The 25,878-nt window shown below is 71.7% G+C and carries 26 protein-coding genes; 16 read left to right on the top strand and 10 right to left on the bottom strand.

Annotated features, from left to right (window positions below):
* The first annotated feature begins 31 nt into the window (after window positions 1-31).
* Window positions 32-484: a RidA family protein gene (locus tag ACIBAF_RS30410; RefSeq protein ID WP_399467300.1), complete on the top strand. Its 453-nt coding sequence runs from the start codon at window positions 32-34 to the stop codon at window positions 482-484.
* A 7-nt stretch (window positions 485-491) separates the two neighbouring features.
* Here the strand turns inward: ACIBAF_RS30410 and ACIBAF_RS30405 are convergent, their stop codons facing one another.
* The 3 genes from ACIBAF_RS30405 to ACIBAF_RS30395 are packed head-to-tail and all read right to left on the bottom strand — an operon-like array spanning window position 492 to window position 3,024.
* On the bottom strand, window positions 492-1,160 hold the full coding sequence (locus tag ACIBAF_RS30405; RefSeq protein WP_399467299.1) for an ABC transporter permease: 669 nt from the start codon (window positions 1,158-1,160) through the stop codon (window positions 492-494).
* On the bottom strand, window positions 1,157-1,873 hold the full coding sequence (locus ACIBAF_RS30400; protein WP_399467298.1) for an ABC transporter permease: 717 nt from the start codon (window positions 1,871-1,873) through the stop codon (window positions 1,157-1,159). Before ACIBAF_RS30400 ends, ACIBAF_RS30405 begins: the two co-directional genes overlap by 4 nt.
* Entirely contained in the window at window positions 1,870-3,024 is a 1,155-nt protein-coding gene (locus tag ACIBAF_RS30395; RefSeq protein ID WP_399467297.1) for an ABC transporter ATP-binding protein, read from the bottom strand. The genes ACIBAF_RS30400 and ACIBAF_RS30395 overlap by 4 nt, the downstream gene beginning before the upstream one ends.
* Before the next feature lie 258 nt (window positions 3,025-3,282).
* Between ACIBAF_RS30395 and ACIBAF_RS30390 the strand changes: the two genes are divergently transcribed.
* Window positions 3,283-3,432: a hypothetical protein gene (locus tag ACIBAF_RS30390; RefSeq protein WP_399467296.1), complete on the top strand. Its 150-nt coding sequence runs from the start codon at window positions 3,283-3,285 to the stop codon at window positions 3,430-3,432.
* The gene (locus ACIBAF_RS30385) at window positions 3,429-5,531 is read left to right on the top strand and encodes an ArnT family glycosyltransferase (protein WP_399467295.1); all 2,103 of its coding nucleotides are present in this window, start codon (window positions 3,429-3,431) and stop codon (window positions 5,529-5,531) included. Before ACIBAF_RS30390 ends, ACIBAF_RS30385 begins: the two co-directional genes overlap by 4 nt.
* Before the next feature lie 228 nt (window positions 5,532-5,759).
* Here ACIBAF_RS30385 and ACIBAF_RS30380 read toward each other — a convergent pair whose 3' ends face one another.
* Genes ACIBAF_RS30380 through ACIBAF_RS30370 form a run of 3 tightly spaced genes read right to left on the bottom strand, consistent with a single transcriptional unit; the run spans window position 5,760 to window position 8,539 of the window.
* Window positions 5,760-6,494, bottom strand: a complete 735-nt coding sequence (locus ACIBAF_RS30380) for an FAD:protein FMN transferase (RefSeq protein ID WP_399467294.1) — start codon at window positions 6,492-6,494, stop codon at window positions 5,760-5,762.
* A gap of 1 nt (window position 6,495) precedes the next feature.
* A complete protein-coding gene (locus ACIBAF_RS30375) occupies window positions 6,496-7,191 on the bottom strand; it encodes an FMN-binding protein (RefSeq protein ID WP_399467293.1) in 696 nt (231 codons plus the stop codon).
* A gap of 10 nt (window positions 7,192-7,201) precedes the next feature.
* Window positions 7,202-8,539 (bottom strand): ferric reductase-like transmembrane domain-containing protein, encoded by a 1,338-nt coding sequence (locus ACIBAF_RS30370; protein ID WP_399467292.1) that lies wholly within the window; start codon window positions 8,537-8,539, stop codon window positions 7,202-7,204.
* Between the two features lie 152 nt (window positions 8,540-8,691).
* On the opposite strand from ACIBAF_RS30370, the gene ACIBAF_RS30365 reads away from it, so the two are divergent.
* From ACIBAF_RS30365 to ACIBAF_RS30355, 3 genes are all read left to right on the top strand, one after another.
* Window positions 8,692-9,384 carry a response regulator transcription factor gene (locus ACIBAF_RS30365; protein WP_399467291.1) on the top strand — a complete coding sequence of 231 codons (693 nt, stop codon included), beginning with the start codon at window positions 8,692-8,694 and terminating at the stop codon, window positions 9,382-9,384.
* The gene (locus ACIBAF_RS30360; protein ID WP_399467289.1) at window positions 9,381-10,946 is read left to right on the top strand and encodes a sensor histidine kinase; all 1,566 of its coding nucleotides are present in this window, start codon (window positions 9,381-9,383) and stop codon (window positions 10,944-10,946) included. The genes ACIBAF_RS30365 and ACIBAF_RS30360 overlap by 4 nt, the downstream gene beginning before the upstream one ends.
* A gap of 216 nt (window positions 10,947-11,162) precedes the next feature.
* Entirely contained in the window at window positions 11,163-12,170 is a 1,008-nt protein-coding gene (locus tag ACIBAF_RS30355; protein ID WP_399467286.1) for a YbhN family protein, read from the top strand.
* Window positions 12,171-12,232: 62 nt separating this feature from the next.
* Here ACIBAF_RS30355 and msrB read toward each other — a convergent pair whose 3' ends face one another.
* The 4 genes from msrB to ACIBAF_RS30335 all read right to left on the bottom strand — a co-directional run bounded on the left by msrB (window position 12,233) and on the right by ACIBAF_RS30335 (window position 15,658).
* Window positions 12,233-12,640 carry a peptide-methionine (R)-S-oxide reductase MsrB gene (msrB, locus tag ACIBAF_RS30350; protein ID WP_399467285.1) on the bottom strand — a complete coding sequence of 136 codons (408 nt, stop codon included), beginning with the start codon at window positions 12,638-12,640 and terminating at the stop codon, window positions 12,233-12,235.
* An 18-nt stretch (window positions 12,641-12,658) separates the two neighbouring features.
* A complete protein-coding gene (gene murC, locus ACIBAF_RS30345) occupies window positions 12,659-14,038 on the bottom strand; it encodes a UDP-N-acetylmuramate--L-alanine ligase (protein ID WP_399467284.1) in 1,380 nt (459 codons plus the stop codon).
* Between the two features lie 108 nt (window positions 14,039-14,146).
* Window positions 14,147-14,620, bottom strand: coding sequence for an indole-3-glycerol phosphate synthase (locus ACIBAF_RS30340; protein WP_399467283.1), 474 nt, complete (start codon window positions 14,618-14,620; stop codon window positions 14,147-14,149).
* Between the two features lie 192 nt (window positions 14,621-14,812).
* Entirely contained in the window at window positions 14,813-15,658 is an 846-nt protein-coding gene (locus tag ACIBAF_RS30335; RefSeq protein WP_399467281.1) for a pyrimidine reductase family protein, read from the bottom strand.
* A 37-nt stretch (window positions 15,659-15,695) separates the two neighbouring features.
* Between ACIBAF_RS30335 and zapE the strand changes: the two genes are divergently transcribed.
* From zapE to ACIBAF_RS30285, 10 genes are all read left to right on the top strand, one after another.
* On the top strand, window positions 15,696-16,802 hold the full coding sequence (zapE, locus tag ACIBAF_RS30330; protein WP_399467279.1) for a cell division protein ZapE: 1,107 nt from the start codon (window positions 15,696-15,698) through the stop codon (window positions 16,800-16,802).
* Between the two features lie 183 nt (window positions 16,803-16,985).
* Window positions 16,986-17,444: a hypothetical protein gene (locus ACIBAF_RS30325; RefSeq protein WP_399467278.1), complete on the top strand. Its 459-nt coding sequence runs from the start codon at window positions 16,986-16,988 to the stop codon at window positions 17,442-17,444.
* A 91-nt stretch (window positions 17,445-17,535) separates the two neighbouring features.
* Complete coding sequence (locus ACIBAF_RS30320) at window positions 17,536-18,117, top strand: carbonic anhydrase (protein WP_399467276.1); 582 nt, start codon at window positions 17,536-17,538, stop codon at window positions 18,115-18,117.
* Window positions 18,118-18,125: 8 nt separating this feature from the next.
* Window positions 18,126-19,634 (top strand): SulP family inorganic anion transporter, encoded by a 1,509-nt coding sequence (locus ACIBAF_RS30315; protein ID WP_399467274.1) that lies wholly within the window; start codon window positions 18,126-18,128, stop codon window positions 19,632-19,634.
* Between the two features lie 139 nt (window positions 19,635-19,773).
* Window positions 19,774-20,607, top strand: coding sequence for a slipin family protein (locus tag ACIBAF_RS30310; RefSeq protein ID WP_399467272.1), 834 nt, complete (start codon window positions 19,774-19,776; stop codon window positions 20,605-20,607).
* A gap of 117 nt (window positions 20,608-20,724) precedes the next feature.
* A complete protein-coding gene (locus ACIBAF_RS30305; protein ID WP_399467270.1) occupies window positions 20,725-21,657 on the top strand; it encodes a polysaccharide deacetylase family protein in 933 nt (310 codons plus the stop codon).
* Between the two features lie 43 nt (window positions 21,658-21,700).
* On the top strand, window positions 21,701-22,402 hold the full coding sequence (locus tag ACIBAF_RS30300; protein WP_399467269.1) for a peptidyl-tRNA hydrolase: 702 nt from the start codon (window positions 21,701-21,703) through the stop codon (window positions 22,400-22,402).
* A gap of 114 nt (window positions 22,403-22,516) precedes the next feature.
* A complete protein-coding gene (locus ACIBAF_RS30295; protein WP_399467268.1) occupies window positions 22,517-23,845 on the top strand; it encodes a DUF692 domain-containing protein in 1,329 nt (442 codons plus the stop codon).
* Window positions 23,846-24,086: 241 nt separating this feature from the next.
* Complete coding sequence (locus tag ACIBAF_RS30290) at window positions 24,087-24,863, top strand: DUF4142 domain-containing protein (protein ID WP_399467267.1); 777 nt, start codon at window positions 24,087-24,089, stop codon at window positions 24,861-24,863.
* Between the two features lie 120 nt (window positions 24,864-24,983).
* The gene (locus ACIBAF_RS30285; RefSeq protein WP_399467266.1) at window positions 24,984-25,760 is read left to right on the top strand and encodes a TIGR04222 domain-containing membrane protein; all 777 of its coding nucleotides are present in this window, start codon (window positions 24,984-24,986) and stop codon (window positions 25,758-25,760) included.
* Window positions 25,761-25,878 lie beyond the last annotated feature (118 nt).

Here is a 25,878-nt window from a genome sequence, read left to right as displayed (position 1 = left end):
GGCCTTGCCGCGCACCGGAGTTGTCCCCGTCATGAGCCATGACGACAGCCACGACGACAGTCTCGACCGCCGTACGATCACCAACCCGCCCGCGCTGCACGACCCCACGCCCTTCGGCTACAGCCATGCCGTGTCGGCGCCCGGTGAACTCGTCTTCCTCGCAGGGCAGTACGCGTCCGACGCGTCCGGCGCCCCCGTGCGCGGCGACTTCGCCGCCCAGGTGGAACTGGCCTTCGACCGGCTGGAGTCGGCCCTCGCCGGGGTCGGGCTCGGACTTCGACACGTCGTACGGCTGGGTACGTTCGTCGTCGACCACGACCCCGGCAAGCTGGAGGCCCTGGGCAAGGCGCTGCACGCCCGCTTCGGCGAGCGCCTCCCGGCGCAGACCCTGAGCGGCGTCGCCTCGCTGGCCCTGCCCGGCATGCTGTTCGAGGTCGACGCGATCGCCGTCCGCCCCTCTTCTCCGAGCCAGGACCTGTCCTAGGACTGCCTCAGTTGCTCCTGCGCACCCCCGGGGAGACCGTCGCCTTGGTCGCCGCCCAGAACACCGCGAGGGTCGCGAGTGCCAGGCCGGCGACCAGGGTGGCGCCGCCCACGACCTTCTCGTAGTCGTGCTGGTAGAGGCCGTCGACGATGTACCGGCCGAGGCCGCCGAGGCTGACGTACGCGGCGATGGTGGCCGTGGAGACGATCTGGATGGCCGCCGAGCGCAGGCCGCCGAGGATCAGCGGGAGCGCCACGGGCAGTTCGACGCGCAACAGGATGTCGGACTCGCGCATGCCCATGCCCCGGGCGGCGTCCACGGGAGACGGATCGACGGAGCGCATCGCCTCGTAGGTGGTGACCAGGATCGGCGGCACGGCGAGGACGACCAGCGGGATCATCACGGGCAGCATGCCGAACCCGAGGACGATGGTCGTCACCACCAGCAGGCCGAAGGTGGGCAGCGCGCGGCCGGCCGTGGCAACGAGGGAAAGAATGTTTCCGCCGCGTCCGTAGTGACCGGTCACCAGGCCGATCGGCAGCCCGATCGCGGCGGCGAGGGCAAGGGCTTCCACGGAGTACTGGACGTGTTCCCACAGGCGGGTGGGGATTCCGTCGTAGCCGTGCCAGTGGGCGCTGTCGCCGAAGAAGGCGTTCACGAAATTGAGTACGTTCACCGGGCTGCGTCCTCCAGGGCGGGCACGGCCGGATCGGGCCTGACGCCGGTGGTCTTGGACTTTCCGGTGCGCACACCGCTGGGCATCCAGGGGGTGAGCAGGACGCGCACCACGACCAGCAGGGCGTCCGCGAGGACCGCCAGGGCGGCGCTGGTGATCACGGAGTTCCAGGCGAGTTCCGGCCGGTTGTAGATCTGCGCGTCGTGCAGCAGGTTGCCGAGAGCGCCCTGGTTGCCGATCAGCATGCCGACGCTGACGAGGCTGATGCTCGACACGGTCGCCACCCGTAGCCCGGCGATGATGGCGGGCACCGCGATCGGCAACTGGACCTGGATGTAACGGCGTACGGGTCCGAAGCCCATCGCGGTCGCGGCGGCGAGGGTCTCCTGCGGCACCGAGCGGACGCCGTCGACGATCGCCGGCACGAGCACGACCAGGGTGTAGACCGTGAGCGGGATCATCACCGTCAGTTCGGTCTGCCCCGTGTAGTCGATGAGGACGACGAAGAAGGCCAGGGACGGGATGGCGTAGAGCACGGTCGTCACCCACAGCACGGGCGGGTACAGCCAGCGCAGCCGCACGCACAGCTGGGCCAGCGGGAGCGCGAGGAGCAGCCCGCCGAGCACCGGCAGCAGGGCCTCGCGCAGATGCAGCCCGATGAGACCGAGCCAGTCGTGCTGGAGGTCGCTGGGAATGTCGAAGAAGCGGTTCACCGGATGACTTTCTGCGCGGTTTCCGCGGTGGTCGGCCGTTCCTCGCGCCCTGCCGCGTGGGCGCCGCGGATGGCCTCGCCGATGGCCGTCTGCGAGACGACTCCGGCGGCCCGGCCCTCGGCGTCCACGGCGAGCGCCCAGCCGGTCGGCGACAGGACGGCGCAGTCGAGCGCGGCGCGCAGCGAGTCCCGTCCGGCGACGAACGGCCGCCCGTACGGCAGCAGTCGGTCGGCGTCGATCTCTCCGGCCGTCAGCCCGGCGGGCTCGCTCCAGCCGAGCGGACGTCCGTCCACCCCGGTGACGAGGAGGTACGGGGTGTCGGCCGTGCTGCGGGCGGCGAGCTGCTCGGCGGTGGCGTCGATCGCGACGATCGGCGCGGTGAGCAGCTCCAGGCCGTCGGAGGAGAAGAACGACAGGCGCCGGATGCCGCGGTCGGCGCCGAGGAAGTCCTCGACGAACGCGTCGGCGGGGTCGGACAGCAGCTCGGCGGGCGGCGCGAACTGGGCGAGGCGACCTCCGGTGCGCAGCACGGCGACCATCGTGCCGAGCTTGACGGCTTCGTCGATGTCGTGCGTGACGAAGACGATGGTCTTTCCCAACTCGGCCTGGATACGCAGGAGTTCGTCCTGCAGCCCCTTGCGGACGACGGGGTCGACGGCGGAGAAGGGCTCGTCCATGAGCAGCACCGGCGGGTCGGCGGCGAGCGCCCGTGCCACGCCGACGCGCTGCTGCTGGCCGCCGGAGAGCTGGTAGGGGTAGCGCTTGGCGAACGAGGCGTCGAGCCCCACCCGTTCCATCAGCTCGCGGGCCCTGGCGCGGGCCTTGTCCTTGCTCCAGCCGAGCATCCGGGGCACCGTGGCGATGTTGTCGACGATCGTGCGGTGCTGGAAGAGGCCGGCGTTCTGGATGACGTAACCCATGGACCGGCGCAGGGTGTTGACCGGTTGCTGACGGCTGTCGACGCCGTCGATGAGGATCGCGCCCTCGCTGGGCTCGACCATCCGGTTGATCATCCGCAGGGTGGTCGTCTTGCCGCAGCCCGAGGGGCCGACGAGCACGGTGATCGAACGGTCCGGTATGTCGAGAGAGAGCCGGTCGACCGCCACCGTGCCGTCCGGGTATCGCTTGGTGACTGAATCTATCCGTATCAAAGCGCCGAATACCCTTCGGGTCTGGCATTTTCTGCCCGCTCTCGACCACGCGAGTTCGGGCCGTTGCGGGGAGAGTCTAGACCGACTACCTGATCAGCAGTCCGCCGCCGACCCGTTGGGCGTACCGCGCGCTCGCCCCGATGCCAGGTTCGGGCGAAAGGGTTTCCGTCTGTGCGCCACCTGTGAGTCCGCTGATTCTCACTTCTCCCTCAGGACGGGCTCAGGGATCCCCCAGACACGGCCCCGATCGTCAGGGCCATGGCGTTCCTCCCCCTCGTCGCCCCGCTGTCGTCCGGCCCCAGTGACCTCTCCAGGGGCCGGATGCTCCGCTGCACCCGCACCGCCCGCGCCACGTCCCCCGCCGTCCTGCCCACCGGGACGAACACCCACCAGGAGTACGCGTCATGACGACCCTCGCCCCGCCGCCCGCCCCCGTCCAGGAGGACGGCCCCCGCCACCGGGCGACGCCGCCGTCCGACGGCGGACTCGCCTCGCGCGCCAAACGCCTGTTCACCGGAGCTCCGGACGATCCGCGCTGGGCCCGCCCGGCCCTGTGGGCGATCCTCGTCCTGGCCACGGCCCTGTACGCCTGGAACCTCTCCTCGATCACCGGCAACACCTTCTACGACGCGGCCGTCTACAGCGGCACCAAGAGCTGGAAGGCGTTCTTCTTCGGCGCGCTGGACGCAGGCAGTTTCATCACGGTCGACAAACCGCCGTTCGCCCTGTGGGTGATGGGACTGTCCGCCCGCGCCTTCGGATACGGCGCCTGGCAGTTGACGCTGCCGATGGTCGCCGTGGGAACCGGTTCCGTCGCGCTTCTGCACCGGCTGGTCAAGCGTGACTTCGGCGCGGTGGCGGCGACGATCTCCGCGCTGGCGCTGGCCCTCACCCCGATCACGGTCGCCATCACGCGTGACACCAACCCCGACCCGATCCTCGTCTTCCTGATGCTGCTGGGCGCGGCCGCGCTGCTGAAGGCCGTGCGCACCGGCCGGCTGATGCCCCTGGTGTGGTCCGGCGTCGCCATCGGTTTCGCGTTCAACACGAAAATGATGCAGGCGTACGTCGTCCTGCCCGCGTTCTTCCTGGTGTACCTGTGGGCCGCGAACGCCTCACTGGGCAAGCGCATACGTCACCTCGCCATCGGCACGGTCGCGCTGGTCGTCTCCAGCGCCTGGTGGATGGTGATCGTCGACCTGATCCCGGCCTCCTCCCGCCCGTACATCGGCGGCTCGACCGACAACACGGTCTGGGACCTGGTCATCGGCTACAACGGCTTCGGCCGTGTCTTCGGGGCGAGTTCGTCGGTGGGCTCGCAGGGCAACGGCGCGAGCTTCGGCGGCGCGGCGGGCCTGTACCGGATGTTCAACGACATCATGGGCGGCCAGATCTCCTGGCTGATCCCCTTCGCCGCGATCGCGCTGGCGGCCGGTCTCGTGCTGCGCGGCCGGGCGCCCCGCACGGACGCCAGGCGCGCCGCGCTGATGCTGTGGGGCGGCTGGTTCGTCCTCCACTACCTGATCTTCGCGCTCGCCGAGGGCACCTTCCACCCGTACTACGTCACCGCCATGGCCCCCGGCATCGCGGCCCTGGCCGGTGCGGGCGGCGTCATGCTCTACAACGCTTTCCGCAACGGTTCCGCGGCGGTGGGGGTCCCCCCGCTCGAGCGAAGCCGAGAGTGGGGGAGGGGGTGGGTGCTGCCGGCCGCGGTCGCGGCGAGCTCGGTGTGGGCGGTCGTCCTGCTCCAGCGGGTCTCCGGCTCCGGGACGCCGTACACGGTCGCCGAGGTCGTGGCCGGGGTCGCGGGGGCGGGCGCGGTGATCGGGCTGCTGGTCGGCCGGTTCACGCGGCGGCAGCGGCTGACGGGCGTCGCGGCGCTGGCGGCGGTCGTGGCGCTGCTCGCCGGTCCGGCCGCCTACGCGGCCTCGACCGCCGCCTCCGGCGCCAACGGCACCAACCCGACGGCCGGCCCGAACACCGGGGGCGGCATGCAAGGCATGGGCGGGGGCGGACGGCCGAGCGGTACGAACGGCGGTACGGGCGCCAACTCCGGTGAGGCGTCGAGCGGTTCGGACGACGGCCAGGACATGGGCGGGCCTGCGTCGAACAGCGGCGACTCGACGGGATCCGGGACGACGGAGTCCGCCGACGGTCGCACCGGCGGGGGGATGGGCGGGGGCGCCCAGGTGTCGTCCGCGATGATCACGTACCTGAAGAAGAACCAGGACGGCGCGACCTGGCTGGTGGCGGTGGCCACCGACCAGACGGCCTCCTCGATCATCCTGGAGTCCGGCGAGCCGGTCATCTCGATGGGCGGCTGGTCCGGCAGCGACGACGCGATGACGCTCGCCAAGCTGAAGAGCCTCGTGAAGGCGGGCAAGCTGCACTACATCGTCGTCGGCGACAGCGGACAGGGCTCCTCGAACTCCGAGATCTCGACCTGGGTCAAGGCGAACGGCACGGCGGTTTCCGACTACAGCGGTCTCTACCGGCTGGACGCCTGACGACGTCGGCTGAACACCCCGTACGGCGTGGGCCGTACCCGCGAACGGGCGGGCCGCCGGCAACACCGACGGCCCGCCCTTCCGTATGCCCTGGACCCGCCGAGACCGGTCAGCGGCACCGTCGTTGGCCCGGTTGTGGCCGGTTTCCCCGTCCCGACGTCCACGCGAGGACCGCCGCGCTCCACCCGAGGAGCCAGACGGCCGCTCCCAGCGCCCCCGCCTCGACGCTCACGCGGCCGCCGCCCCCGCCGTCGGGAATCCGGCCGTGCGCAGCACGCGCCCGCCGGGCAGTACGGCGTACACCTCGCAGTCGTCGCGCTCCGCCGCCCACTCGACGCCCTCCGCGCCCATGGCGAAGGCGGCCGTGGCCACGGAGTCGGCCTCGGTCAGGGTCGGGGCCACGACGGTGAGGCTGTCGAGGCCGACGGCGGGGCGGCCGGTGCGGCCGTCGAGGATGTGGTCGCCGCGCTCGTAGCGCGCGGAGGTCGCGACCGCCGCGTCGCTGAGGTCGAGGACGGCGCACAGCTTGTCGGCGATCTCGGGGTGCCGTACGCCGACCCGCCACGGCCCGCCCGACACGACCACGTCGCCCCCGGCGTTGAGGCAGAACCGGCTGAGCCCGGCGCCGGTCAGCAGTGCGGCCGCCCGCTGCACGGACCAGCCCTTGACGACGGCGCAGGGGTCGAGGCCGCGGCCGGGCAGCCGGACGTCGAAGGCGCCGCCGGTGGCCACCCGGTACCGTTCGCAGATCTCAAGGACCTCCACGAGGTCGGCGCTCAGCTCGTCGGCCGACAGCTCGCCCCGCCCGTACCGGGACACCTCGCTTTCGGCCTTGAACGGGCTGAACCGGGCGTCGACCTCGCGCAGCCAGGCGAACACGGCGTCCCCGGCCTCGTCGGGGACGACGGTGTCGTCGACCCGCAGCGAGACCGGAAACCCCATGACGTGTTCGACGCGGTGCACGTCAGGCGCCCTTCGCGTCGATCGCGGCCTGGAGGGACTCCTTGTAACCGTCACTCGTGATGGTCGCGCCGGAAACGGTCTCGATGTCCGCGCTCTGCGCCGTCAGCGTTTCCGCGATCAGCTTCGGCACCGCCGCCGTCGTCTGCGGATGGTTCGGCTGCTTCAGCATCTTCACAGCCGTGATCCTGTCGCCGTCGAAGGTCACCTGGACCTGGACGTCGCCCTTTTCGGTGTTCACGGTCGTACCCGCCACGGTCTGCGAGGTCGCGGCCGAGGCCGAGGGGGACGCCGAGGCGGCCGCGGCCTGCGCGTCGATGGCCGCCTGGAGGGACTCCTTGTATCCGTTACTGGTGAGCGTCGCGCCGGAAACGGTGTCGATGTCCGCGCTCTGTGCCGTCAGCGTTTCCGCGATCAGCTTCGGCACCGCCGCCGTCGTCTGCGGATGGTTCGGCTGCTTCAGCATCTTCACAGCCGTGATCCTGCCGCCGTCGAAGGTCACCTGGACCTGGACGTCGCCCTTCTCCGTGGTCACGGTCGTGCCGCTGACGGTGGTCGATCCCGAGGAGGAGGCGGAAGAGGACACGGAGGGCGTCGAGGCGGCCTCGGTGGTGGACGTCGTACCGGTCGACGGCTCGTAGCGCCAGACCGGGATCAGGCCCGCCACGGACAGGACCAGGACAGGTATTGCTCGCTTCACGTCGTCTCTCTCATCCCGCCAGGCTGAAGCGCTCGAAATGGATCTGCGTCTTGGGCACGTCGAGCTCGCGCAGGGTGCCGAGGACCGCGTTCATCATCGGCGGCGGCCCGCACAGGAACACGTCCCGCTCGGCGATGTCGGGCACGAGGGCGGCGAGTTCGCGCGGCGCCAGCCGGTCGGGCACCGGCGGCCCGGTGACCAGGTGCAGTTCGGCGCCCTTGGCGACGGCGAGGTCGCGCAGCTCGTCGTAGAGGACGGCGTCGCGCTCGCCGGCCACCCGGTAGATGACCACGGCGTGCCCGTGGATCTCCTCCAGCAGCGCCCGGATCGGGGTCACGCCGACGCCGCCGGCGATGAGCAGGGACTCCGGACGAGTGCGGTGCATCGCGGTGAAAGCCCCGTAGGGGCCCTCGGCGAAGACTCGGGTGCCGGGCTTGATGTGGCGCAGGCCCGCGGAGCCGTCGCCGGCCGCCTTCGCGGTCAGCCGCAGACGGGCGCCGTCGGGGGCGGCCGACAGGGAGAAGGGGTTCGCCTGCCACCAGCGGTCCTTGGTCATGAACCGCCACAGGAAGAACTGGCCGGCCCGGGCGGGCAGCCGGTCCAGGTCGCGTCCGGTGATGTACACGCTGACGACGTTGTCGGCCTCGGGGACGACCGCCTCGACGCGCAGCTGGTGGCGCCAGTTGCGCCACAGCGGCAGCACCAGCCGGCCCAGGAACACCGAGCCGAGGGCGACGCTCCACACGGTGTACCAGTACGCCGTGGCGGCGGAGGACGCGGTGAACGTCGTGCCGACCGCGACCTGGTGGGTGAACGCCAGCACCACGGCGACGTAGGTGTAGAGGTGGATGAAGTGCCAGGTCTCGTAGGCGAGGCGACGGCGGGCCCAGCGGGCGGAGACGCCGCCGATGACGAGGATCAGCACCAGGGCGACCACCGCGCGGAAAACGCCTTCGACGGTTTCCGCGAGGTCCACGAGCTGGCTCACCGGGTTCATCGAGGAGGACTCGGCGTAGCCGAAGGTGATGAACACCACATGCCCGACCAGCGTCCACAGCAGGCCGAAGCCGGTCCAGCGGTGCCAGTTGGTCAGCCGGTCCATGCCGATGCGGCGGTCCAGCCAGGGCAGCCGGGCCACCAGCAGCAGTTGGAACGCCATCAGCAGGGCGCCGTACAGGCCGGCGAACCGGCCGATCACGACCAGCGCGTTGGAGGCGAAGCCGGCCTGGACGGCGAAGAGGGTCACGACGGCCGCGTTCGCGGCCAGCACGGCGTACAGGCCGGTGCGGGCCACTACTTTGGGACGTATCGCCGTGGGGGGGACGGGAGGCGATTGGACGGTCGTCACGGACGGAAACTCCTAGATCGGGTCCTCAGAACACAGAGCTTGTCCGTGCTTCGCTGTCGTTTTCCTGTCGTACAACTTTCAAGATCTTATCGATCGGGGCGTGGGTGAGACGCGGGTCTGGCGCCGGGGGATGGGTGGCGCACTATGTGGAGGTGGAAAAAGTACGACTCCTCGTCGTGGACGACGACCCGCCGATCGCCGATCTCGTGGCGACGGTCGCCCGCTACGAGGGCTGGGACGCGGTCACCGCGAACTCGGGTGAGGAGGCGCTGCGCCGCGCCGCCGACTTCCATCCCGACATCGTGGTGCTCGACCTGATGCTGCCCGACATCGACGGTTTCGGCGTGCTCGACCGCCTGCGGAACACCGGGACGATGGTTCCGGTCGTGTTTCTCACGGCCCGCGACGGCGTCGCCGACCGGGTCGCCGGGCTGACCCGGGGCGGCGACGACTACCTGGTGAAACCGTTTGCCGTGGAGGAGCTGATGGCCCGGCTGCGGACCGTGCTGCGGCGCAGCGCCGGCCCCGGCTTCCAGCGTTCCGTGCTGCGGGTGTCGGATCTCACGATGGACGAGGACACCCGGGAGGTCCGACGCGGCGGAAAGCTGCTGACGCTCACGCCCACCGAGTACGAGGTGCTGCGCTATCTGATGCGCAAGTCCCCGACCGTGCTCACCAAGGCGCAGATCCTCGATCACGTGTGGGAATACGGTTTCGGCGGGCGTTCCAACGTCGTCGAGCTGGTCGTCAGCCGACTGCGCCGCAAGCTCGACGCGACGGGCGACGACCCGCTGATCCAGACGGTACGCGGTTTCGGATACGCGATCCGGCAGGCGGCCGAGTGATCGGCCGGCTCTGGCAGTCGTACCGCCGACTGCGGCTCGGCACCCGGCTGGCGCTGGGGCTCGGCGCACTGTCGCTGGTGGTGTTCGCGGTGGTCGGCACGGCCATGACGACCTATATGCGGGACTATCTGTCGGCCCAGCTCAACGATCAGCTCTCGATCGCCCAGGTCGCGCAGTCCAAGAGCATCGTGGACTCCGGCTCGCTGACCGGGAAGAAGTACTGGGGCTGGTACTACGCCGTGTACGACGTGCGGGACGGCAAGCCGGTGCTGCGCAAGCCCGAGGACCCCGGTGACGTGCCCGAGGACATCGACGACCTCACCGCCCTGGCCAAGGCGCAGACCGTCGCCGAGACGGAGCTGGTGCGCACCGTGCACCTCGCGGGCAAGGGCGAGTACCGGCTGCGGGCCTGCGAGGTGGAGCCCGGCGTGCTGCTGGTCAGCGGCGCGCCGATGGACGACCTCGAGGACACCGTCCGGCAGTTGATCACGATCCAGGTCGTCACCTTCGGCCTGGCGCTGCTGGCCCTGGTGGTGTTCGGCCGGGCGCTGCTGCGGCGCGGCCTGAAACCGCTGAGCGACATGGCGCACACCGCGCACGGCATCGCCTCGCACGACCTCACCGAGTCGGCGTCCCGCCTCCCTCTGCGGGCGGACGCGCCGGGGGGCGGCCCCGAGGTGGAGGAGCTGCGCACGGCCTTCAACACGATGCTGGAGCACATCGACGGCTCGCTCGCCGTGCGCGCGGAGGCGGAACAGCGCCTGCGCCGGTTCGTCGCCGACGCCTCGCACGAGCTGCGCACGCCGCTGATGTCGGTGCGCGGTTACGCAGACCTTTTCCAGTACGCGGCCGCCAACGCGCCCGAGGAGCGGGACAAGCACCTGTCCCGGCTGCGCGCCGAGGCCGCGCGGATGGGCTTTCTCCTCGACGACCTCCTGCTGCTGGCCCGCCTGGACGCGGCCGAGGTGGAGACGCCTTTGCGGATGGAGAAAGCCGACCTGGCCGAGCTGGTCGAGCAGGCGGCCGACGCGTTCCGCGCGAGCCACCCGGGGCATCCGCTGACCGTGGCCCCCGGCCCGGCCGCCGTCCCGCTGCGGATGGACCCGCACCGCATCCGCCAGGTCCTGGACAACCTCCTCACCAACGCGGCCGTGCACACTCCGGCCGGGACCCCGGTCTCGGTCGAGGTGACCGTCGCTCCGGAAACGGCACAGGTCCATGTGACCGACAACGGCCCCGGCATTCCGGCCGGCGACCGCGGTCGCGTTTTCGACCGTTTCTACCGCGTCGACAAGGCCCGTAGCCGCGACCGCGGCGGCAGCGGCCTCGGACTGTCGGTCGCCCGCTCCCTGGTGCGGGCCCACGGCGGCTCGCTGGAACTGGGCGACGCGGCGGGGGCGACGGTGTTCACGATCACCCTGCCGACGGCGCCGGACGCCGGTCAGCCGACGAGCGCCGACCCGGCAGCCTCGCACAAGGGACGCCCCGACCCTCTGACCCCACCGACGGACCACGCCCGAGGGGATGCGGGCCGGGTGAACCTCGGGGGAGGGCCGGGATGAACTCGTGAGGGGCAGGGCAGAAATCCCACAGCCTCACCGCGCCTCCCCCGCCTCACCGCACCGCGGTCGCCCTTCGGCCCGCACTCCGTCGGCTCCCGGACACCGCACCGTCACACCGGAGGGGAACGACACCCCCGTCCCCCTCCCCAGGCAGGCCCAACCCCGAGCCGTCAAGCCGCCGCCGCGCGGTCACGACGCGGAAGGACGACGTGCGCCGTGTCCCTGCTGCCCCTCGACGATCCCGCGCCCCCGCCCCCGCTCCCCGTCGCGGACGACCGCCCCCGCCCCCTGACCTCCACCGCCACCCGCCGCGCCCTCACCCTGCTCCCGCTGCTGCTCCTCGCGGTGTGGGCGGCGGTCGACTGGCACGCCGTGCGCGACGGCACGGCCCGGCTGGCCACCGCCGATCCCTGGTGGCTGCTGGCCGGGCTCCTCTTCACCTACCTGGGCGCGGTCGCCGCGGCCTGTGTCCGCCAGGGCGCGGTCCTGGACCGGTTGCCGCCGGGCCTGCTGGTGGCGTCCCAGATCGCCGCGGGCGCCGCGAACCACGTGCTGCCGGCGAGCATAGGCGCCCACGCGGTGACCGTCCGCTTTCTGCAGCGCCAGGGCGTCGCGCTTCCCCGCGCCACCGCTTCGGTCGCCCTGTACTCCCTGGTCAGGGCCGTGGCGAAGACGCCTGTGGTGCTGGTGTTCCTGCTCGCCGCGCCCGACGCCGTACCCGCCGCCCAGCTCCTGCCGGAGGGACGGACGTTGCTCCTGGCCGCCGTGGGCCTGTTGCTGGCCCCCACGGCGGCCGCGGTGCTGCTCGCTCTCGTACGACCGCTGCGCCGTCCGGCGCTGGACTTCGTGCGCACGGCCCTGACCGACGTCCGGCGCCTGCACACGCGCCCCTCCCGTTTCCTGCCCCTGTGGGGCGGAGCGCTCGCGGCGCCGCTGATCCAGGCGAGTGTGGTGGCCTCCGTGGGGACGGCGCTGGGCGTCCCGCTCTCCTGGCCGCAGCTGCTCTTCGTGTACCTCGCGGCGAGCACCGCGGCGGGGGCCGTCCCCGCGCCGGGCGGGATCGGCCCGGTCGACGCGGCCCTCGTCCTCACCCTGGCCGGCTACGGCACCCCGCTGAGCCTGGCCACGGCGACGGTCCTCGGCTACCGGGTGCTCACGGTCTGGCTGCCCCTGCTGCCGGGCATGCTGGTGCTGTCCGCGCTGGTGCAGCGCAAGCACCTGTGAACCGCGCCGTCGCCGTCCTGCGACCTGATCCGCGCGCCTGACCCGCGCCGGACAGGCCCGGGTCAGCTCTCGTCCGCCGCCAGCCGCAGCGAGATGCTGTTGATGCAGTACCGCTGGTCGGTCGGGGTCGGGTACCCCTCCCCGGCGAACACGTGCCCGAGGTGGGATCCGCACCGGGCACACCGCACCTCGGTGCGCACCATCCCGTGTGTGCGGTCCTCGATCAGCTCCACCGCGTCGGTGTCCTTCGGGTCGAAGAAGGACGGCCAGCCGCAGTGGGATTCGAACTTGGTGTCGGAAGTGAACAGCTCGGAGCCGCAGGCCCGGCAGGAGTAGACGCCGCGGGTCTTGGTGTCGGTGTACTCACCGGTGAACGCGGGCTCGGTCGCGGCCTGGCGCAGGACGGCGTACTCGGCCGGGGTCAGCTCCGCCCGCCACTGCTCGTCCGGCTTTTCGACGTCGTACGACATGAGCTCAGCCCCTTGACTTCAAAGACGGTCCAGAATGCGCGGGCCCAGGTCCGTCACGTCACCCGCGCCCATGGTGAGAACGAGATCACCGGCCTTCGCCATTCCCGCGATCACGGCGGGCGCCTCGTCCTTGTCATGCACGGCGGTGACGTCCGCGCCCGCCGCCCGGGCCGCGTCGATGATCAGCGCGCTGGTCACGCCCGGGATCGGGTCCTCGCGCGCGGGGTAGATGTCGAGGACGACGGAGGCGTCGGCCAGTGCCAGCGCCTGGCCCATCTCCGTGCCGAGCTCCTGCGTCCTGGAGAACAGGTGCGGCTGGAAGACGACGAGGATGCGGGCGTCGCCGACCGCCGCGCGCATCGCCTCCAGGTCGGCCGTCATCTCGGTCGGGTGGTGGGCGTAGGAGTCGATGACCTGGACGCCCGCCGCCTCGCCCTTGAGCTGCAGCCGCCGCTTGACGCCGGTGTACGCGGCCAGCGCGGGGGCGAGTTCGGCGGCGGGGACGCCCAGGGCGACGCCCGCGGCCAGCGCGGCGACGGCGTTGTGCGCGTAGTGCCGGCCGGGCACCGAGACCGTGAAGGTGAGCTCCTCGCCGTCCAGCAGAACGGTCACCTCGCTCTTCAGTCCCTGCGGGACGACGGACAGGACCCGCACGTCGGCGTCCTCGGACTCCCCGTACGTCACCACCCGCACGCCCTCGACGCGCCGCGTCAGTTCCCGGGCGCCCTCGTGGTCGGCAGTGATCACCAGCGTGCCGCCGGGGACGATCTTCCCGGCGAAGATCTCGAAGGACTCGTAGATCTCCTCCATCGAGGCGTAGTTCGCGTGGTGGTCGAGCTCGACGTTGAGGACGATGGCGACCTCGGGCGCGTACGTGTGGAAGCTGCGGTCCGACTCGTCCGCCTCGGCGACGAAGATCTCGCCCTCGCCGTGCAGCGCGTTGGAACCGGGCGCGTCCAGGTCGCCGCCGATCGCGTACGAGGGGTTCAGCCCCAGCTCGGACAGCGACACCGCCAGCATGGACGTGGTGGTGGTCTTGCCGTGCGTGCCGGCGACGGCGATCGGACGCAGCCCGTCCATCAGCCGGGCGAGCGCGTCCGAGCGGTGGACCACCGGGATGCCCAGCTCGGCCGCGCGGGCCAGCTCCGGGTTGTCCGCGCGGATCGCCGACGACACGACGACACAGCTCGCGTCGTCGGCGAGGTGCTCGGCGGCATGCCCGATGTGCACGGTCGCGCCGAGCGCCCGCAGCGCCGCCGCGGTTGCGGACTCCTTGGCGTCGCTGCCGGCCACCTTCGCGCCGCGCTGAGCCAGGATCTTCGCGATCCCCGACATCCCGGCCCCGCCGATGCCGATGAAGTGCGGTCGGTCCATGGCGGTAGGAAGGCCGGGTGCCATGCGTTGTCTCCCAGGGTGCGTTACGGCGAAGAGTGCGCCCCCACCCTATTGCGCAAGGGCCGTCCCGGCCGACTCAGGGGCGCACCGCACCTCGCGGCTCGCCCCTGCCTATGCCTTGCTGTGTGAGAAGAGTTTCAGCACCGGCACCCCCACCCGGTGCCGAGCCCGGGACGCCCAGTCCCGGTGGAAGAACTCCTCCACGTAGTGGGGATCGGTCAGCACGATCACCTCGTCCGCCCCCACCTCCCCCACCAGAGACTTCAGCGCGTCCAGCGGATGGTCCTCGACCAGGCTCCCCACCGCCTCGTTGCCCGCCGCGTGCAACGCCTGCAGGGACACCTCGAGCGCCCGTTCGCCGAAGCCCTTCGCTTCCTCCCCCTCCGGTGTCTCGCGCTCCCGCGCCGCCTCGTCCAGCTCGCCGAGAGCGACGTCGTCGATGGCCCGCAGCAAGCGGTCCGCCTGGTCGCCCCGCGGCTGGAGCAGCACGTGGAAGGAGACCGGCTCGTCCCCGTGCAAGGTGCTGACGAACTCCACGTCGGCGGACGTCAGGGCCTTCTCGATCATCAAAACGCTTGTGAACACCAGCGCCCCATTCTCCTTCGAGGACCCCCGTGGCCCTCTCTCCTCCGTGGGCCGTTCGCGGCCCTGCGGAAACCATCCTTCCCCGTGCTCGCACGGGGACTGCGAGATTCAGTGTGCCCTTCGGAAGCTAAGCGGAACGACTGATTCCGTCGTTTTCAGGGCCATCGGTGACGATGGAACGTGTTTCCGGCATCACGGCCTTCGATACCTGGTGAACAGGAAACCCTCCTCCTCCAGGAGGGACGCCAGGACGAACCGCTGCGGAACCGCGACCGACGGCCCGCCCGCGATCCGCTGCGCGTCGCCGACGGTGAGCATCGGCGAGACGGTCAGGCAGAGCTCGTCGAGCACCCCGGAGGCGACGAACTGCCCCAGCAGCCGGGGCCCGCCCTCCGTCAGCAGCCGGGTGTGCCCGAGTCCGGCGAGGGCCTCCACGGCCCGGGCCGGGTCCACGCCCATGCCGTCACCGGCGATCACCACCTGCGCGCCCGCCTGCTGCGCGGTCGCGACCCTGTCGGGGGCCGCCGCGGCGCCCGTCAGAACCAGGGTGGGCACCAGCGGCGAGGTGAAGAGCGGGAGCGAGAAGTCCAGGTCGAGACTGGCGGTGACCACCGCTACGGCCGGGGCGGGCCCCTGCCCGGCCGCCTCACGCCGCCCCGCGAACTCGGCACGCGCGCGTGCGGGGCGGTAACCCTCCAGACGTACCGTTTCCGCGCCGACGACCACCACGTCCGCGAGCCCCCGCAGCGTGCCGAAGATCCGCATGTCGGTCGCGGTGGAGATGGGCTGCGAGCGCCCGTCGTGCTGGGCGGCGCCGTCGAGCGTGGACACCATGTTGGCGCGCAGCCAGGGCCGCGGCTCCCCGGGGCCCGGCTCCGGGTAGGCGTAGGCGTCGGCGAGCTCGTCGAGGCTCCACTCGCGGTCCGCCGCCGCGTGGCCGCCCGCGCCGGAGGTCCCGAGCTCGCCGGGGGCCTCGAGCGGCTTCCCGCCGGAGTCGGTCGTCACTGTCTGGTCGGTCACAGGGAACAGCCGTCGCATGCCAGGCAGTCTGGCACGCCCCGTAGCATGGGGAACCGTGTCGTCCTCCTCCCCCGCCCCCAACGTCGGCCCGATAGCCGACGCGGCCCCGGCGTCCCTCTGCACCCGTCAGCCGCACGTCCCCGCGGACCGGCTGGTCGCCGAGATGGTGCCGCCGCCGCGCTTCGACTCGGTCCGTTTCAGCACGTACATCCCGGACCCGAACCAGCCCAGCCAGACCGAGGCGGTCGGCGTCCTGGAGGGCTTCGCGGCCGGACTCGGCGGGGCGCACGCCACGGGCGCCGCCAAACGGGGGTTGTTCGGCTTCGGCAGGGCGAAGGCGGCCAAGGCGCCCGCAGGCCCCCGCGGCGTCTACCTCGACGGCGGCTACGGCGTCGGCAAGACGCACCTCCTGGCGTCCCTGTGGCACGCCACCCCGGCCGAGCCCGCCCTCAAGGCGTTCGGCACCTTCGTCGAGCTCACCAACCTCGTCGGCGCCCTCGGCTTCCAGCAGACGGTGCGGACGCTCTCCGGGCACCGGCTGCTGTGCATCGACGAGTTCGAGCTGGACGACCCGGGCGACACCGTTCTCGTCTCCACGCTGCTCGGGAAGCTGGTCGAGGCGGGCGTCGCGCTCGCCGCCACCTCCAACACCCTGCCCGGCAAGCTCGGCGAGGGCCGGTTCGCGGCCGCCGACTTCCTGCGCGAGATCCAGGGCCTGTCGGCGCACTTCCGGGCGCTGCGCATCGACGGCGAGGACTACCGCCACCGCGGCCTGCCCGAAGCGCCGGCGCCGTACTCCGACGAACAGGTGGCGAAGACGGCGTACGCCACCGAGGGCTCCTCGCTCGACGACTTCCCGCATCTGCTGGAACACCTCGCCAAGGTCCACCCGAGCCGTTACGGCGCGCTCACGGATGGCCTGAAGGCGGTCTGTCTCACGGACGTGCAGCCGGTGCCCGACCAGTCCACGGCCCTCAGGCTCGTGGTCCTGGCCGACCGGCTCTACGACCGCGAGGTCCCGGTGCTGGCCTCCGGGCTGCCCTTCGACCGGCTGTTCAGCGAGGAGATGCTGAACGGCGGGTACCGCAAGAAGTACTTCCGCGCGATTTCCCGGCTCACCGCGCTGGCCCGCGACGCCGGCCGAATCGTAGAGTCCCACTAGTCGATCTTGGCCGCCAGGTCAAGAGTCGGTTCGCGCCACCCACCCCTCGCTTTTGAGGCGCACCTCAACTCGAAACGCCGAGTTAACCCTGCAAACAACTTCGCAGGGTTAACGTGTTTCTTGACCAGTCGTTGACCAATAGTTGGTCTGGGCTAGAAGAGCGAACGGTTCGGAGGGAGGCGCATGTTCCGAGGTACGACGACCCGGGCCGTGATCGCGATGCTCGCCGCCGTTCTGCTCGCCCTCCCTTTCTTCGCTCCCACGTCATCGTTCGCACACGCGCACACAGTGCGTCAGGCCGAGGCCAAGACCCAGCCCGGAATCAAGCTGTCCGCCAAGTCGAAGCGCGACGAGATCGCCACGCTGCGCGACTGCGACCTCCCCCGCTCTCGAACGGGCTCGAGCGGGGGGACCCCCATCGGCGGCCCCGCCGGCCCGGCCGACCCCTTGCGCACCCGCGAGCGTCACCGCGCGGCCACCTCCGCCCCCGCCGCCTCGGCGCCCCAGGAGCCCGAGCGCGCGCTGCTGGCGCAGGATCCCGCGGCCGAGCACCAGCCGGCCCGGCCCGGCGACCCCTATCACCGCTCGTCGAGATCCTCGACGGCCCACTCTCCGGCGGCACTTCAGGTCTTCCGCTGCTGAGAGAGCAGAGCGCAGCAGCAGTTCCCCCACCTGTCCTGTGTCCTGCACATCCGACGCGCCCCCACGGCGCGCCAGGAGGAGTCACCACGTCATGCAGCCCCTCATCGACAACGCCCGTACGTTCGGACAGCGCCCTGAGGAGTTCGCCAAACTCGCCGAAGGCCAGTCCCCGCAGGTGCTCTTCATCACCTGCTCCGATTCGCGGGTCGTTCCCGCCCTGATCACGGGCGCCCGCCCCGGCGAGCTCTTCGAGCTGCGCACCGCGGGCAACATCGTGCCCCCGTACGTCTCCGACCGCCCCACCGGCGAGGCGGCCACCATCGAGTACGCCGTGGAGGTCCTCGGCGTCCAGGACGTCGTGGTCTGCGGCCACTCGCACTGCGGCGCCGTCGGCGCGCTGGTGCGCGGCGACGACCTCGACGGCGTCCCCGCCGTCCGCGACTGGCTCGCGCACGCCGCGGACGAGCCGGGTTCCACCGACCCCGACGACCCGACGGTCATGCAGGCGGTGCAGCACCACGTGCTCGCCCAACTGCTGCGGCTGCGCTCGTATCCCTGCGTGGAGAAGCGGCTGGCCGACGGCCGGCTGCGGGTGCGCGGCTGGTACTACGAGGTGCACACCGGCGCCGTACGCGAACACCGCGTGGACACCGACGGCTTCGAGGCCCTGTGAGCGCCGCGATGACCAACGAAACCCCCCAGCGAATATCCAGGTTCCCCCACCTCAAGCAGGACTTCGCCGCATCGCTCGTCGTGTTCCTGGTCGCGCTCCCGCTGTGCGTGGGCGTGGCCGTGGCCTCCGGCGTGCCGGCCGAGCTCGGGCTCGTCACCGGCATCGTCGGCGGCCTCGTCACCGGACTGATGCGGGGCAGCAGCCTGCAGGTGTCCGGTCCGGCGGCCGGTCTGACCGTGCTGGTCTTCGAGGCGGTGCAGGAGTTCGGGCTGCCCGCCCTCGGAGTGATCGTCCTCGCGACCGGCGCTCTGCAGATCGCCATGGGCGCCCTGAAGCTGGGGCGCTACTTCCGGGCCATCTCGGTCTCGGTCGTCGAGGGCATGCTGGCCGGAATCGGCCTGGTGCTGATAGCCGGTCAGCTGTATTCGATGGTCGGCGCCAAGGCGCCGGAGTCCGGCCTGGAGAAGATCGCCGGGCCGCCCGGGGCGCTCGTGGACGCGGTCGGCAACGCCGACGCGTCGGCCTCGCTCGCGCTCGGCGTCGGCACCATCGCGGTGCTGGTGTTGTGGAAGCGGTTGCCGGCAAAGGTCCGGACGGTGCCCGGTCCGCTCGCCGCTGTGGGCCTGGCCACGCTCGCCGCGCTGCTGCTGGACCTGCCCGTGGCCACCGTCGAGGTGCAGGGCCTGCTCGGTTCCATCCAGCCGCCGCCGCTGTCCGCCTTCGGCGATCTGGCAGCCGTCGGACTGCTCGGCACGATCGTCGCGTTCACCCTGATCGCGTCCGCGGAGTCGCTGTTCAGCGCGGCGGCGGTGGACCGGCTGCACGACGGCCCGCGCACCGAGTACGACAAGGAGCTGATGGCGCAGGGGGCGGGCAACGCCCTGTGCGGAGTGCTCGGCGCGCTGCCGATGACCGCGGTGATCGTGCGCAGCGCGGCCAACGTTCAGGCGGGCGCGCGGACGAAGGCGTCCCGTGTGCTGCACGGGCTGTGGCTGCTGCTGTTCGCGGCCCTGCTGCCGGACGTGCTGGCGTACATACCCATCCCGGCGCTGGCCGGCATCCTCGTGCACGCGGGCGCCAAGCTCGTGCCCGTTCGGGCGATCGTGGGGCTGTGGCGCGAGCACCGCGGCGAGGCGCTGATCCTGGTCGTCACGGCCGTGTCGATCGTCGCGGTCAGCATGTTCGAGGGCGTCCTCATCGGTCTCGCACTGGCCGTCGCCAAGACCGCGTGGGAGGCCTCGCACCTGCGGCTGGAGGTCGTCGACAAGGGCGCGGGACCCGTCCAGGCGTATCTGTCGGGCAACGCGACGTTCCTGCGCCTGCCGAAGATCCTCGACAGCCTGGAGGCCCTCCCGCAGGACCGTCCCGTCGAGCTGGACCTCTCCGGCCTGCACCACCTCGACCACGCCTGCCGTACGGCCCTGGAGACCTGGGCCGAGCGTCACAGCGCGGTCGGCACGGAGCCGGTGAAGGTCACGGAACCGGTAAAGGCGGCGGAACCGGTTACGACCGGGTAGCGCCCGAAGCGGCTCGCAGCGCCGTCGCCGCTCGCCGTCCGGCCCGGAGGCCATCGCGTGGCCCCGGACCGGACGCCGGGCATATCGTTGCAGAAGCAGACAGAACGGCTGTCAGGGACCTCTTGCTGAGGAGGTCGTCATGCTCGAGGAGCTGCTGGGCGCGGCCGCGGCGGTCGCCGCCGGGGGCCTCGTGTATCTGGCGGCGGCCGCACGGGTCGTCAAGCAGTACGAGCGCGGGGTGGTGCTGCGGCTCGGCCGGCTGCGCGGCGGCGTCCGACAGCCGGGGTTCACGATGGTCGTCCCCGCGGTGGACCGGCTGCGCAAGGTCAACATGCAGATCGTGACGATGCCCATTCCCGCCCAGGAGGGCATCACCCGCGACAACGTGACGGTGCGGGTCGACGCGGTCGTGTACTTCCGGGTGGTGGACGCGGCGGCCGCGATCATCAACGTCGAGGACTACCGTTTCGCCGTCTCGCAGATGGCGCAGACCTCACTGCGGTCGATCATCGGCAAGAGCGAGCTGGACGACCTGCTGTCGAACCGGGAGAAGCTCAACGAGGGCCTGGAGCTGATGATCGACAGCCCGGCCATCGGCTGGGGCGTGCAGATCGACCGCGTAGAGATCAAGGACGTGTCCCTGCCGGACACCATGAAGCGCTCGATGGCCCGTCAGGCCGAGGCCGACCGTGAGCGGCGGGCGCGGATCATCAACGCGGACGCCGAGCTCCAGGCGTCGAAGAAACTCGCCGAGGCGGCGGAGCAGATGTCCGAGCAGCCCGCCGCGCTCCAGTTGCGGTTGCTCCAGACGGTCGTGGCGGTAGCCGCCGAGAAGAACTCCACGCTCGTCCTGCCGTTCCCGGTGGAGCTGCTGCGTTTCCTGGAAAAGGCCCAGCAACCGCTTCCGCAACCTCCCCAGCAGCAACAGCCGCCGCCCTCGCCGCCGCCTCCGCCGAAGGCCGTCGAGGAGTAAAGCCGAGTAACACGGTGTCCGTCCGACCGAACGCGCGAGCGCCCGGGCGGGTGATGCCGCCGGAGACGCGGTCATATATCCGCACAGCGACCGGCCCACCCCTCATACATTCATACGATGATCACTCCGGTTCGTCGCTTCGCCGCCCTCTGCGCCCTCGGCACCGCCCTCGGGGGCCTCGCCGCCTGCGGCACCGCCGCCCAGGAACCGCCTGCCGCCCGCCCGGCCGCCCCCGCCCACAGCTCCTCCACCTCTCCCACCTCCCCGACCCACGCATCTGGCTCCCCCACCCCCCACACCTCCGCTGCCCCCGGCAAGGCCGGCGCTCCCTCCCGGCCCCCCACGCTGGCCCCGGGTCCGGCCGGTCTCACCCCCGTCTTCCGCAACGCCCCACGCACCGCCGACAAGACCGTCGCCCTCACCTTCGACGCCGACATGACCGCCGACCAGGGGGCCAGAGCGGCGTCCGGCGAGCACTTCGACAACCCGGGGCTGATCGCGGCGCTGCGCGCGCTGAAGGTGCCGGCCACCGTGTTCATGACCGGCCGCTGGGCCGAGGAGTACCCGGACCAGGCCCGCTCGATCGGCCGCGATCCGCAGTTCGAGGTCGCCAACCACTCCTACAGCCACTACGCGTTCACCGACGACTGCTACGGCCTGCCGACCGTCCCCGCGAACCGGATGCGGGCGGACGTGGAACGGGCGTACACGGCGTTCCGCAAGGCCGGGGTGCCGAACGCGATGCCTTACTTCCGTTTCCCCGGCGGCTGCTACGACCAGCGGGCGCTGCGCGCGGTGAGCGGCACGGGCGTGACCGCGGTGCAGTGGGACGTGGTGAGCGGGGACGCGTTCGCGACGGACGCGGACGCGGTGGCCCGTCAGGTGCTGGAGGGCGTGAAGCCGGGCTCCGTCGTCGTCATGCACTGCACCCGCAGCGCCGCGCCGACGACCGAGCGGGCGGTGCGCACGATCGTGCCGGAGCTGCGCCGACAGGGATACCGGTTCGTCAAGGTCTCCGAGCTGATCGGGGCGGCGAGCGGGCGACGGTGATGCTGGGCTCCGGGCCTTTCGGCGGGTCCAGTAGCCTGCGTTTGTGAGTGAGAGTCCCTTCCAGACCGAGCCGAACCCCCGTGACCAGGCTCCCCAGTTCGTGTTGCCGCTCGTCGTGCGGGTGGAGAAGGCGTCGCCGCCCGCCCGTACCGACGCTCTGGAGACCGCCGCTCGTGCGGTGCTCGTGATGCTCAGCGATGAGCGGTCCGTCGGGGACGGCGAGTGGGCGCAGATCATGCGGGACTGGCAGGACGCCCGGATTCGGAAGGTCGTCCGGCGGGCTCGGGGGGCCGAGTGGCGGCGGGCCGGGGAGTTGCCGGGGATCACCCTCACGGGGAAGTCGGCGGAGGTGCGGGTGTTTCCGCCGGTGCCGTTGGACGGATGGCCGAAGGAACTGGCGAAGCTCCAGGTTTCCGGAACCGATTTCGACGACCCGGAGCCGCCCGCGGACGTCGAACCGGGGACGGTCGTGCTGTGGATGAGTCCCGAGGTGGAGATGTCCGCGGGGAAGGCGATGGCGCAGGCCGGGCACGGCGCGCAGCTCGCCTGGTGGGAACTGTCGGACGAGGAACGGGCCGCCTGGCGCGAGGCGGGGTTTCCGCTCGCCGTGCGGATCGCGGAGACGGACCGGTGGCGTGAGCTGACGGTGAGCGGACTGCCGCTGGTGCGGGACGCCGGGTTCACCGAGATCGCGCCGGGCAGCTGCACGGTGGTCGCGGAGCATCCTGCCCTGCGCGCCCGCTGATCTCCTTCCCCCGAACCTCAAATGTTGCTCTGAAGGCGGGTGGCGAGCGGTTCGGTCGACGGCGGTGGGGTCATACCACCGTCACCACTGAGGGGGACGAAGGAGGCGGGGGCCATGATGCGACTGGGGACGGGGATCGGCTGGCGGCCGGAGATCGCGGACGCCGTGGAGCGGATGCCGGGCATCGACTGGGTCGAGGCCGTCGCCGAGAACGTGTGTCCCGGCCATCTGCCCGACTCCCTGCTGCGGCTGCGCGAGCGCGGGGTCACCGTGATCCCGCACGGCGTCTCGCTCGGGCTCGGCGACGCGGAGCGGCCCGACGAGGGGCGGCTCACGGCCCTCGCCGAGCGGGCCGAGGCGCTGGGGTCGCCGCTGGTCACGGAACACATCGCGTTCGTCCGCGCGGGCGGCCCCCTGACAGCGTCCCCGCGGCTGGAGGCCGGGCATCTGCTGCCCGTACCGCGTACCCGGGACGCCCTCGACGTGCTGTGCGAGAACGTGCGCATCGCGCAGGAGGCGCTGCCCGTGCCGCTCGCCGTCGAGAACATCGCCGCGCTCGTCGCGTGGCCGGGCGAGGAGATGACCGAGGGGCAGTTCCTGTACGAGTTGGCCGACCGCACGGGCGTACGACTGCTCATCGACGTCGCCAACCTGCACACCAACCATGTCAACCGTGGCGAGGACCCCGCCAAGGCGCTCGCCGAACTGCCCCTGGAGGCCATCGCCTACGTCCATGTCGCGGGCGGCTTCGAGCGGGACGGCGTCTGGCACGACAGCCACGCCCACCCGGTCCCCCGGCCGGTCCTCGACATCCTGACCGACCTCGCGTCCCGGGTGTCGCCGCCGGGCGTACTGCTGGAACGGGACGAGAACTTCCCCGAACCGGCCGAACTGGAGCGGGAGTTGGGCGCGATCAGGAAGGCCGTGGAACGCGGCGCGAAAGAGCGTCGTGCGCAGGAGCACGGCGCGCAGGAGTGCGGTGCGCAGGGGAGCGCCAGGGAGACGGAACCGACCGCCTCCGACGACAGGGCGGCGGCCCGCCAGCGCCTCGGCCTCGCGCAGACGGCTCTGCTGTCCGCGCTCGTGGCCGGGACGCCGGCGCCCGAGGGCTTCGACCGGATGCGGCTCGGCGTACAGGCCCGGGCGCTGGCGGCGAAGCGGGCGGACGTGGTGGCGAAGGTGGCCCCGGAGCTGCCGCTCATCCTCGGAAACGGTTACCGAACCGCGTTCGTCGCGTATGCCCAGGGGCATCCGATGCGCGGCGGCTACCGGCAGGACGCCCTCGACTTCGCCGAGGAACTGCTGCTGGGCGGACGGCTGGCGGAGGGCCGGTCCCGCCGAGAGCTGCGCCGCTGGTGGCTGGACCGCTCGGGCCCGGCGCCACGACCGACGTCACGGCTGGGTCAGGTGGGACGGGTGGGGCGGTCGTTGATCGGACGGTGACGGATGTGCCGGGGTTAACACTGCCCCGTCGCGCTCGTAGTGCTCGACGTCCGCGCCACGTATCCCAACCGTTTACCACCCGTTTCCCCCGCTTTGCCGCCCCGTTCCGCTCTCCCGATCGCCCGAAATGACCATTATGCAACTCTTCAGACCTGTACGGCGGTTGACGGAACCGGCGAGTAATATGCCAATTCCCGCAACCGAAGCGCACTAGCGTGCAGTGCCGCGAGCAGGAGGCACCATGCGCCCGCGACCCCCGATCAAGGGCAGAGGCATCTTCAGCGGTACCGGGCTCATCCTCACGGGCCTGGCGGCGACCCTCGCGGCGCTGGTCTTCCCGATCTGGTCGTACACCGACCGTTCGGACACCGGAGTGGACGTGCTGAACGCGCAGAGCGTGTCGACGCAGTACGGGCCGCTGTCCGCGCTGGACCGGGAGTTCGTCACCAAGGTACGGCTGGCCGGACTGTGGGAGCTGCCCGCCGGCCAGCAGGCACAGACGAAGGGCGCCACCGAGGCCGTGCGGACGGCGGGCCGGCACCTCGTCGAGGGGCACACCTTCCTGGACGAGCGGGTACGCTCCGTCGCCTCCCAACTGGGCCTCGCCCTGCCCAACGAGCCCAACGACCAGCAGAAGGGCTGGCTGCGCGAACTCGACGCGGCGCAGGGCGAGCAGTACGACTGGAAGTTCGCCAACCTCCTGCGCCTCGCGCACGGCCGGGTGTTCTCCGTCGTCGCCCAGGTGCGGGCCAGCACCCGCAACTCGCTGGTGCGCGAGCTCGCCGACGACGCCAACACCACCGTGCTGGACCACATCAAGATCCTTGAGGCCACCGGGTACGTCGACTTCGACGCCCTCGCCCGGGACATGGCCACCGGCAGCACACCGCCGCTCACCGCCTCGTCCGGCCCGCCCGGCCCGACGACCGGTCCGGGGTGGGTCGTGCCGGTCGCGCCGTCGCCGTATCCCACGTACACACTGCCGCCGGCCGCGGTCAGCCCTCCGCCCGGCTCCTGAGGCCGCCTCCGACTCCCGGGTCCGGACGAAGACAAACGGAACGTCACATACCCACAACGCTCGGTCCGGATAGTGAACAAGGCATGGCGTTTCCTGGTGCATCTGGCATAGAAACACGGCATGGTCTGGGTGCTTCTCCTGCTGCTGGCATGGGCCGTCGCGGGCGCGGCGTGCACACGCCTGTGCCTGGCCGCCGTCCGTGCGGCGACGGTCGACGAGAACGCCGGCCACGGACATGACCTGACGCTCTACGAGGCGGCCTTCCTGTCCGGCGGCCCCCGCCGGGTCGCCGACCTCACCATGGTCTCCATGGCACGGCAGCAGCGACTGCTGCTCGCGCACACCGGCTGGGCCACCGTCGTGGACCCGTGCGGGCGCGACGACATGGAGCGGTCGGTCATCGGAGCCATCGGCCCGGAGGGGCAGTCCCGTATAGCGCCGGTGCGGGCCGCCGCGGCGGCCGCGGACGCCGTGCGCGGCCTCGCCGACCGGCTGGTCGGCGCCGGCCTGGCGGTGCCCGACGGAACCCGCACGACGGTCGCGACCGGGGTACGGCAGGTGCGGGTCGCCGCCGTGGTCGTCCTCGCGCTGGGCGCCGCCGCACTGCTGGTCCCCGCCACCCCCGACATGCCCCGCACCCTCGTCGCCCTCTGGTTCGCGCTGCCCCTCGCCCTCACCCTGAGCTGTCTGGCCATAGCGCGGGTCGAGGTGCACCCGTACTCGCGCTGGGCCTCCCCGGCCGGGCAGCGGCTGCTGGGCGCGCTGACCCGGCGCGCCGGGAGCGCGGGGGACGACCGTACGTACCTGACCTCGGTCGCCGTACGCGGGATCCGCGCGGTCGGTGAGCCGGACCTGCGGGCGGCCTTCGCGCATCGCGAGCAGTTCGGGCGGGACTGAGACGGGACGCGCTCGACCACCAGGGGGCGCACAAGGGGCATTGGCGGCGACACCCGCCGATGGTGCTTGCCTTCCCCCACGACCGAACCAAACATCCCTTTTGTCGCCGCCGCGCACC

Source organism: Streptomyces sp. NPDC051677, assembly GCF_044453465.1.
Lineage (GTDB): Bacteria > Actinomycetota > Actinomycetes > Streptomycetales > Streptomycetaceae > Streptomyces.
This window is presented reverse-complemented; position numbering and strand designations above follow the sequence as displayed.

Coding starts and splice junctions, on each gene's coding strand:
- ACIBAF_RS30325 (WP_399467278.1), top strand. CDS start 16,986: ATGTTCCGAGGTACGACGACCCGGGCCGTGATCGCGATGCTCGCCGCC.
- ACIBAF_RS30335 (WP_399467281.1), bottom strand. CDS start 15,658: ATGCGACGGCTGTTCCCTGTGACCGACCAGACAGTGACGACCGACTCC.
- ACIBAF_RS30285 (WP_399467266.1), top strand. CDS start 24,984: ATGGTCTGGGTGCTTCTCCTGCTGCTGGCATGGGCCGTCGCGGGCGCG.
- ACIBAF_RS30320 (WP_399467276.1), top strand. CDS start 17,536: ATGCAGCCCCTCATCGACAACGCCCGTACGTTCGGACAGCGCCCTGAG.
- murC (WP_399467284.1), bottom strand. CDS start 14,038: ATGGCACCCGGCCTTCCTACCGCCATGGACCGACCGCACTTCATCGGC.
- ACIBAF_RS30305 (WP_399467270.1), top strand. CDS start 20,725: ATGATCACTCCGGTTCGTCGCTTCGCCGCCCTCTGCGCCCTCGGCACC.
- ACIBAF_RS30315 (WP_399467274.1), top strand. CDS start 18,126: ATGACCAACGAAACCCCCCAGCGAATATCCAGGTTCCCCCACCTCAAG.
- ACIBAF_RS30410 (WP_399467300.1), top strand. CDS start 32: ATGAGCCATGACGACAGCCACGACGACAGTCTCGACCGCCGTACGATC.
- ACIBAF_RS30290 (WP_399467267.1), top strand. CDS start 24,087: ATGCGCCCGCGACCCCCGATCAAGGGCAGAGGCATCTTCAGCGGTACC.
- msrB (WP_399467285.1), bottom strand. CDS start 12,640: ATGTCGTACGACGTCGAAAAGCCGGACGAGCAGTGGCGGGCGGAGCTG.
- ACIBAF_RS30295 (WP_399467268.1), top strand. CDS start 22,517: ATGATGCGACTGGGGACGGGGATCGGCTGGCGGCCGGAGATCGCGGAC.
- ACIBAF_RS30385 (WP_399467295.1), top strand. CDS start 3,429: ATGACGACCCTCGCCCCGCCGCCCGCCCCCGTCCAGGAGGACGGCCCC.
- ACIBAF_RS30310 (WP_399467272.1), top strand. CDS start 19,774: ATGCTCGAGGAGCTGCTGGGCGCGGCCGCGGCGGTCGCCGCCGGGGGC.
- ACIBAF_RS30390 (WP_399467296.1), top strand. CDS start 3,283: ATGGCGTTCCTCCCCCTCGTCGCCCCGCTGTCGTCCGGCCCCAGTGAC.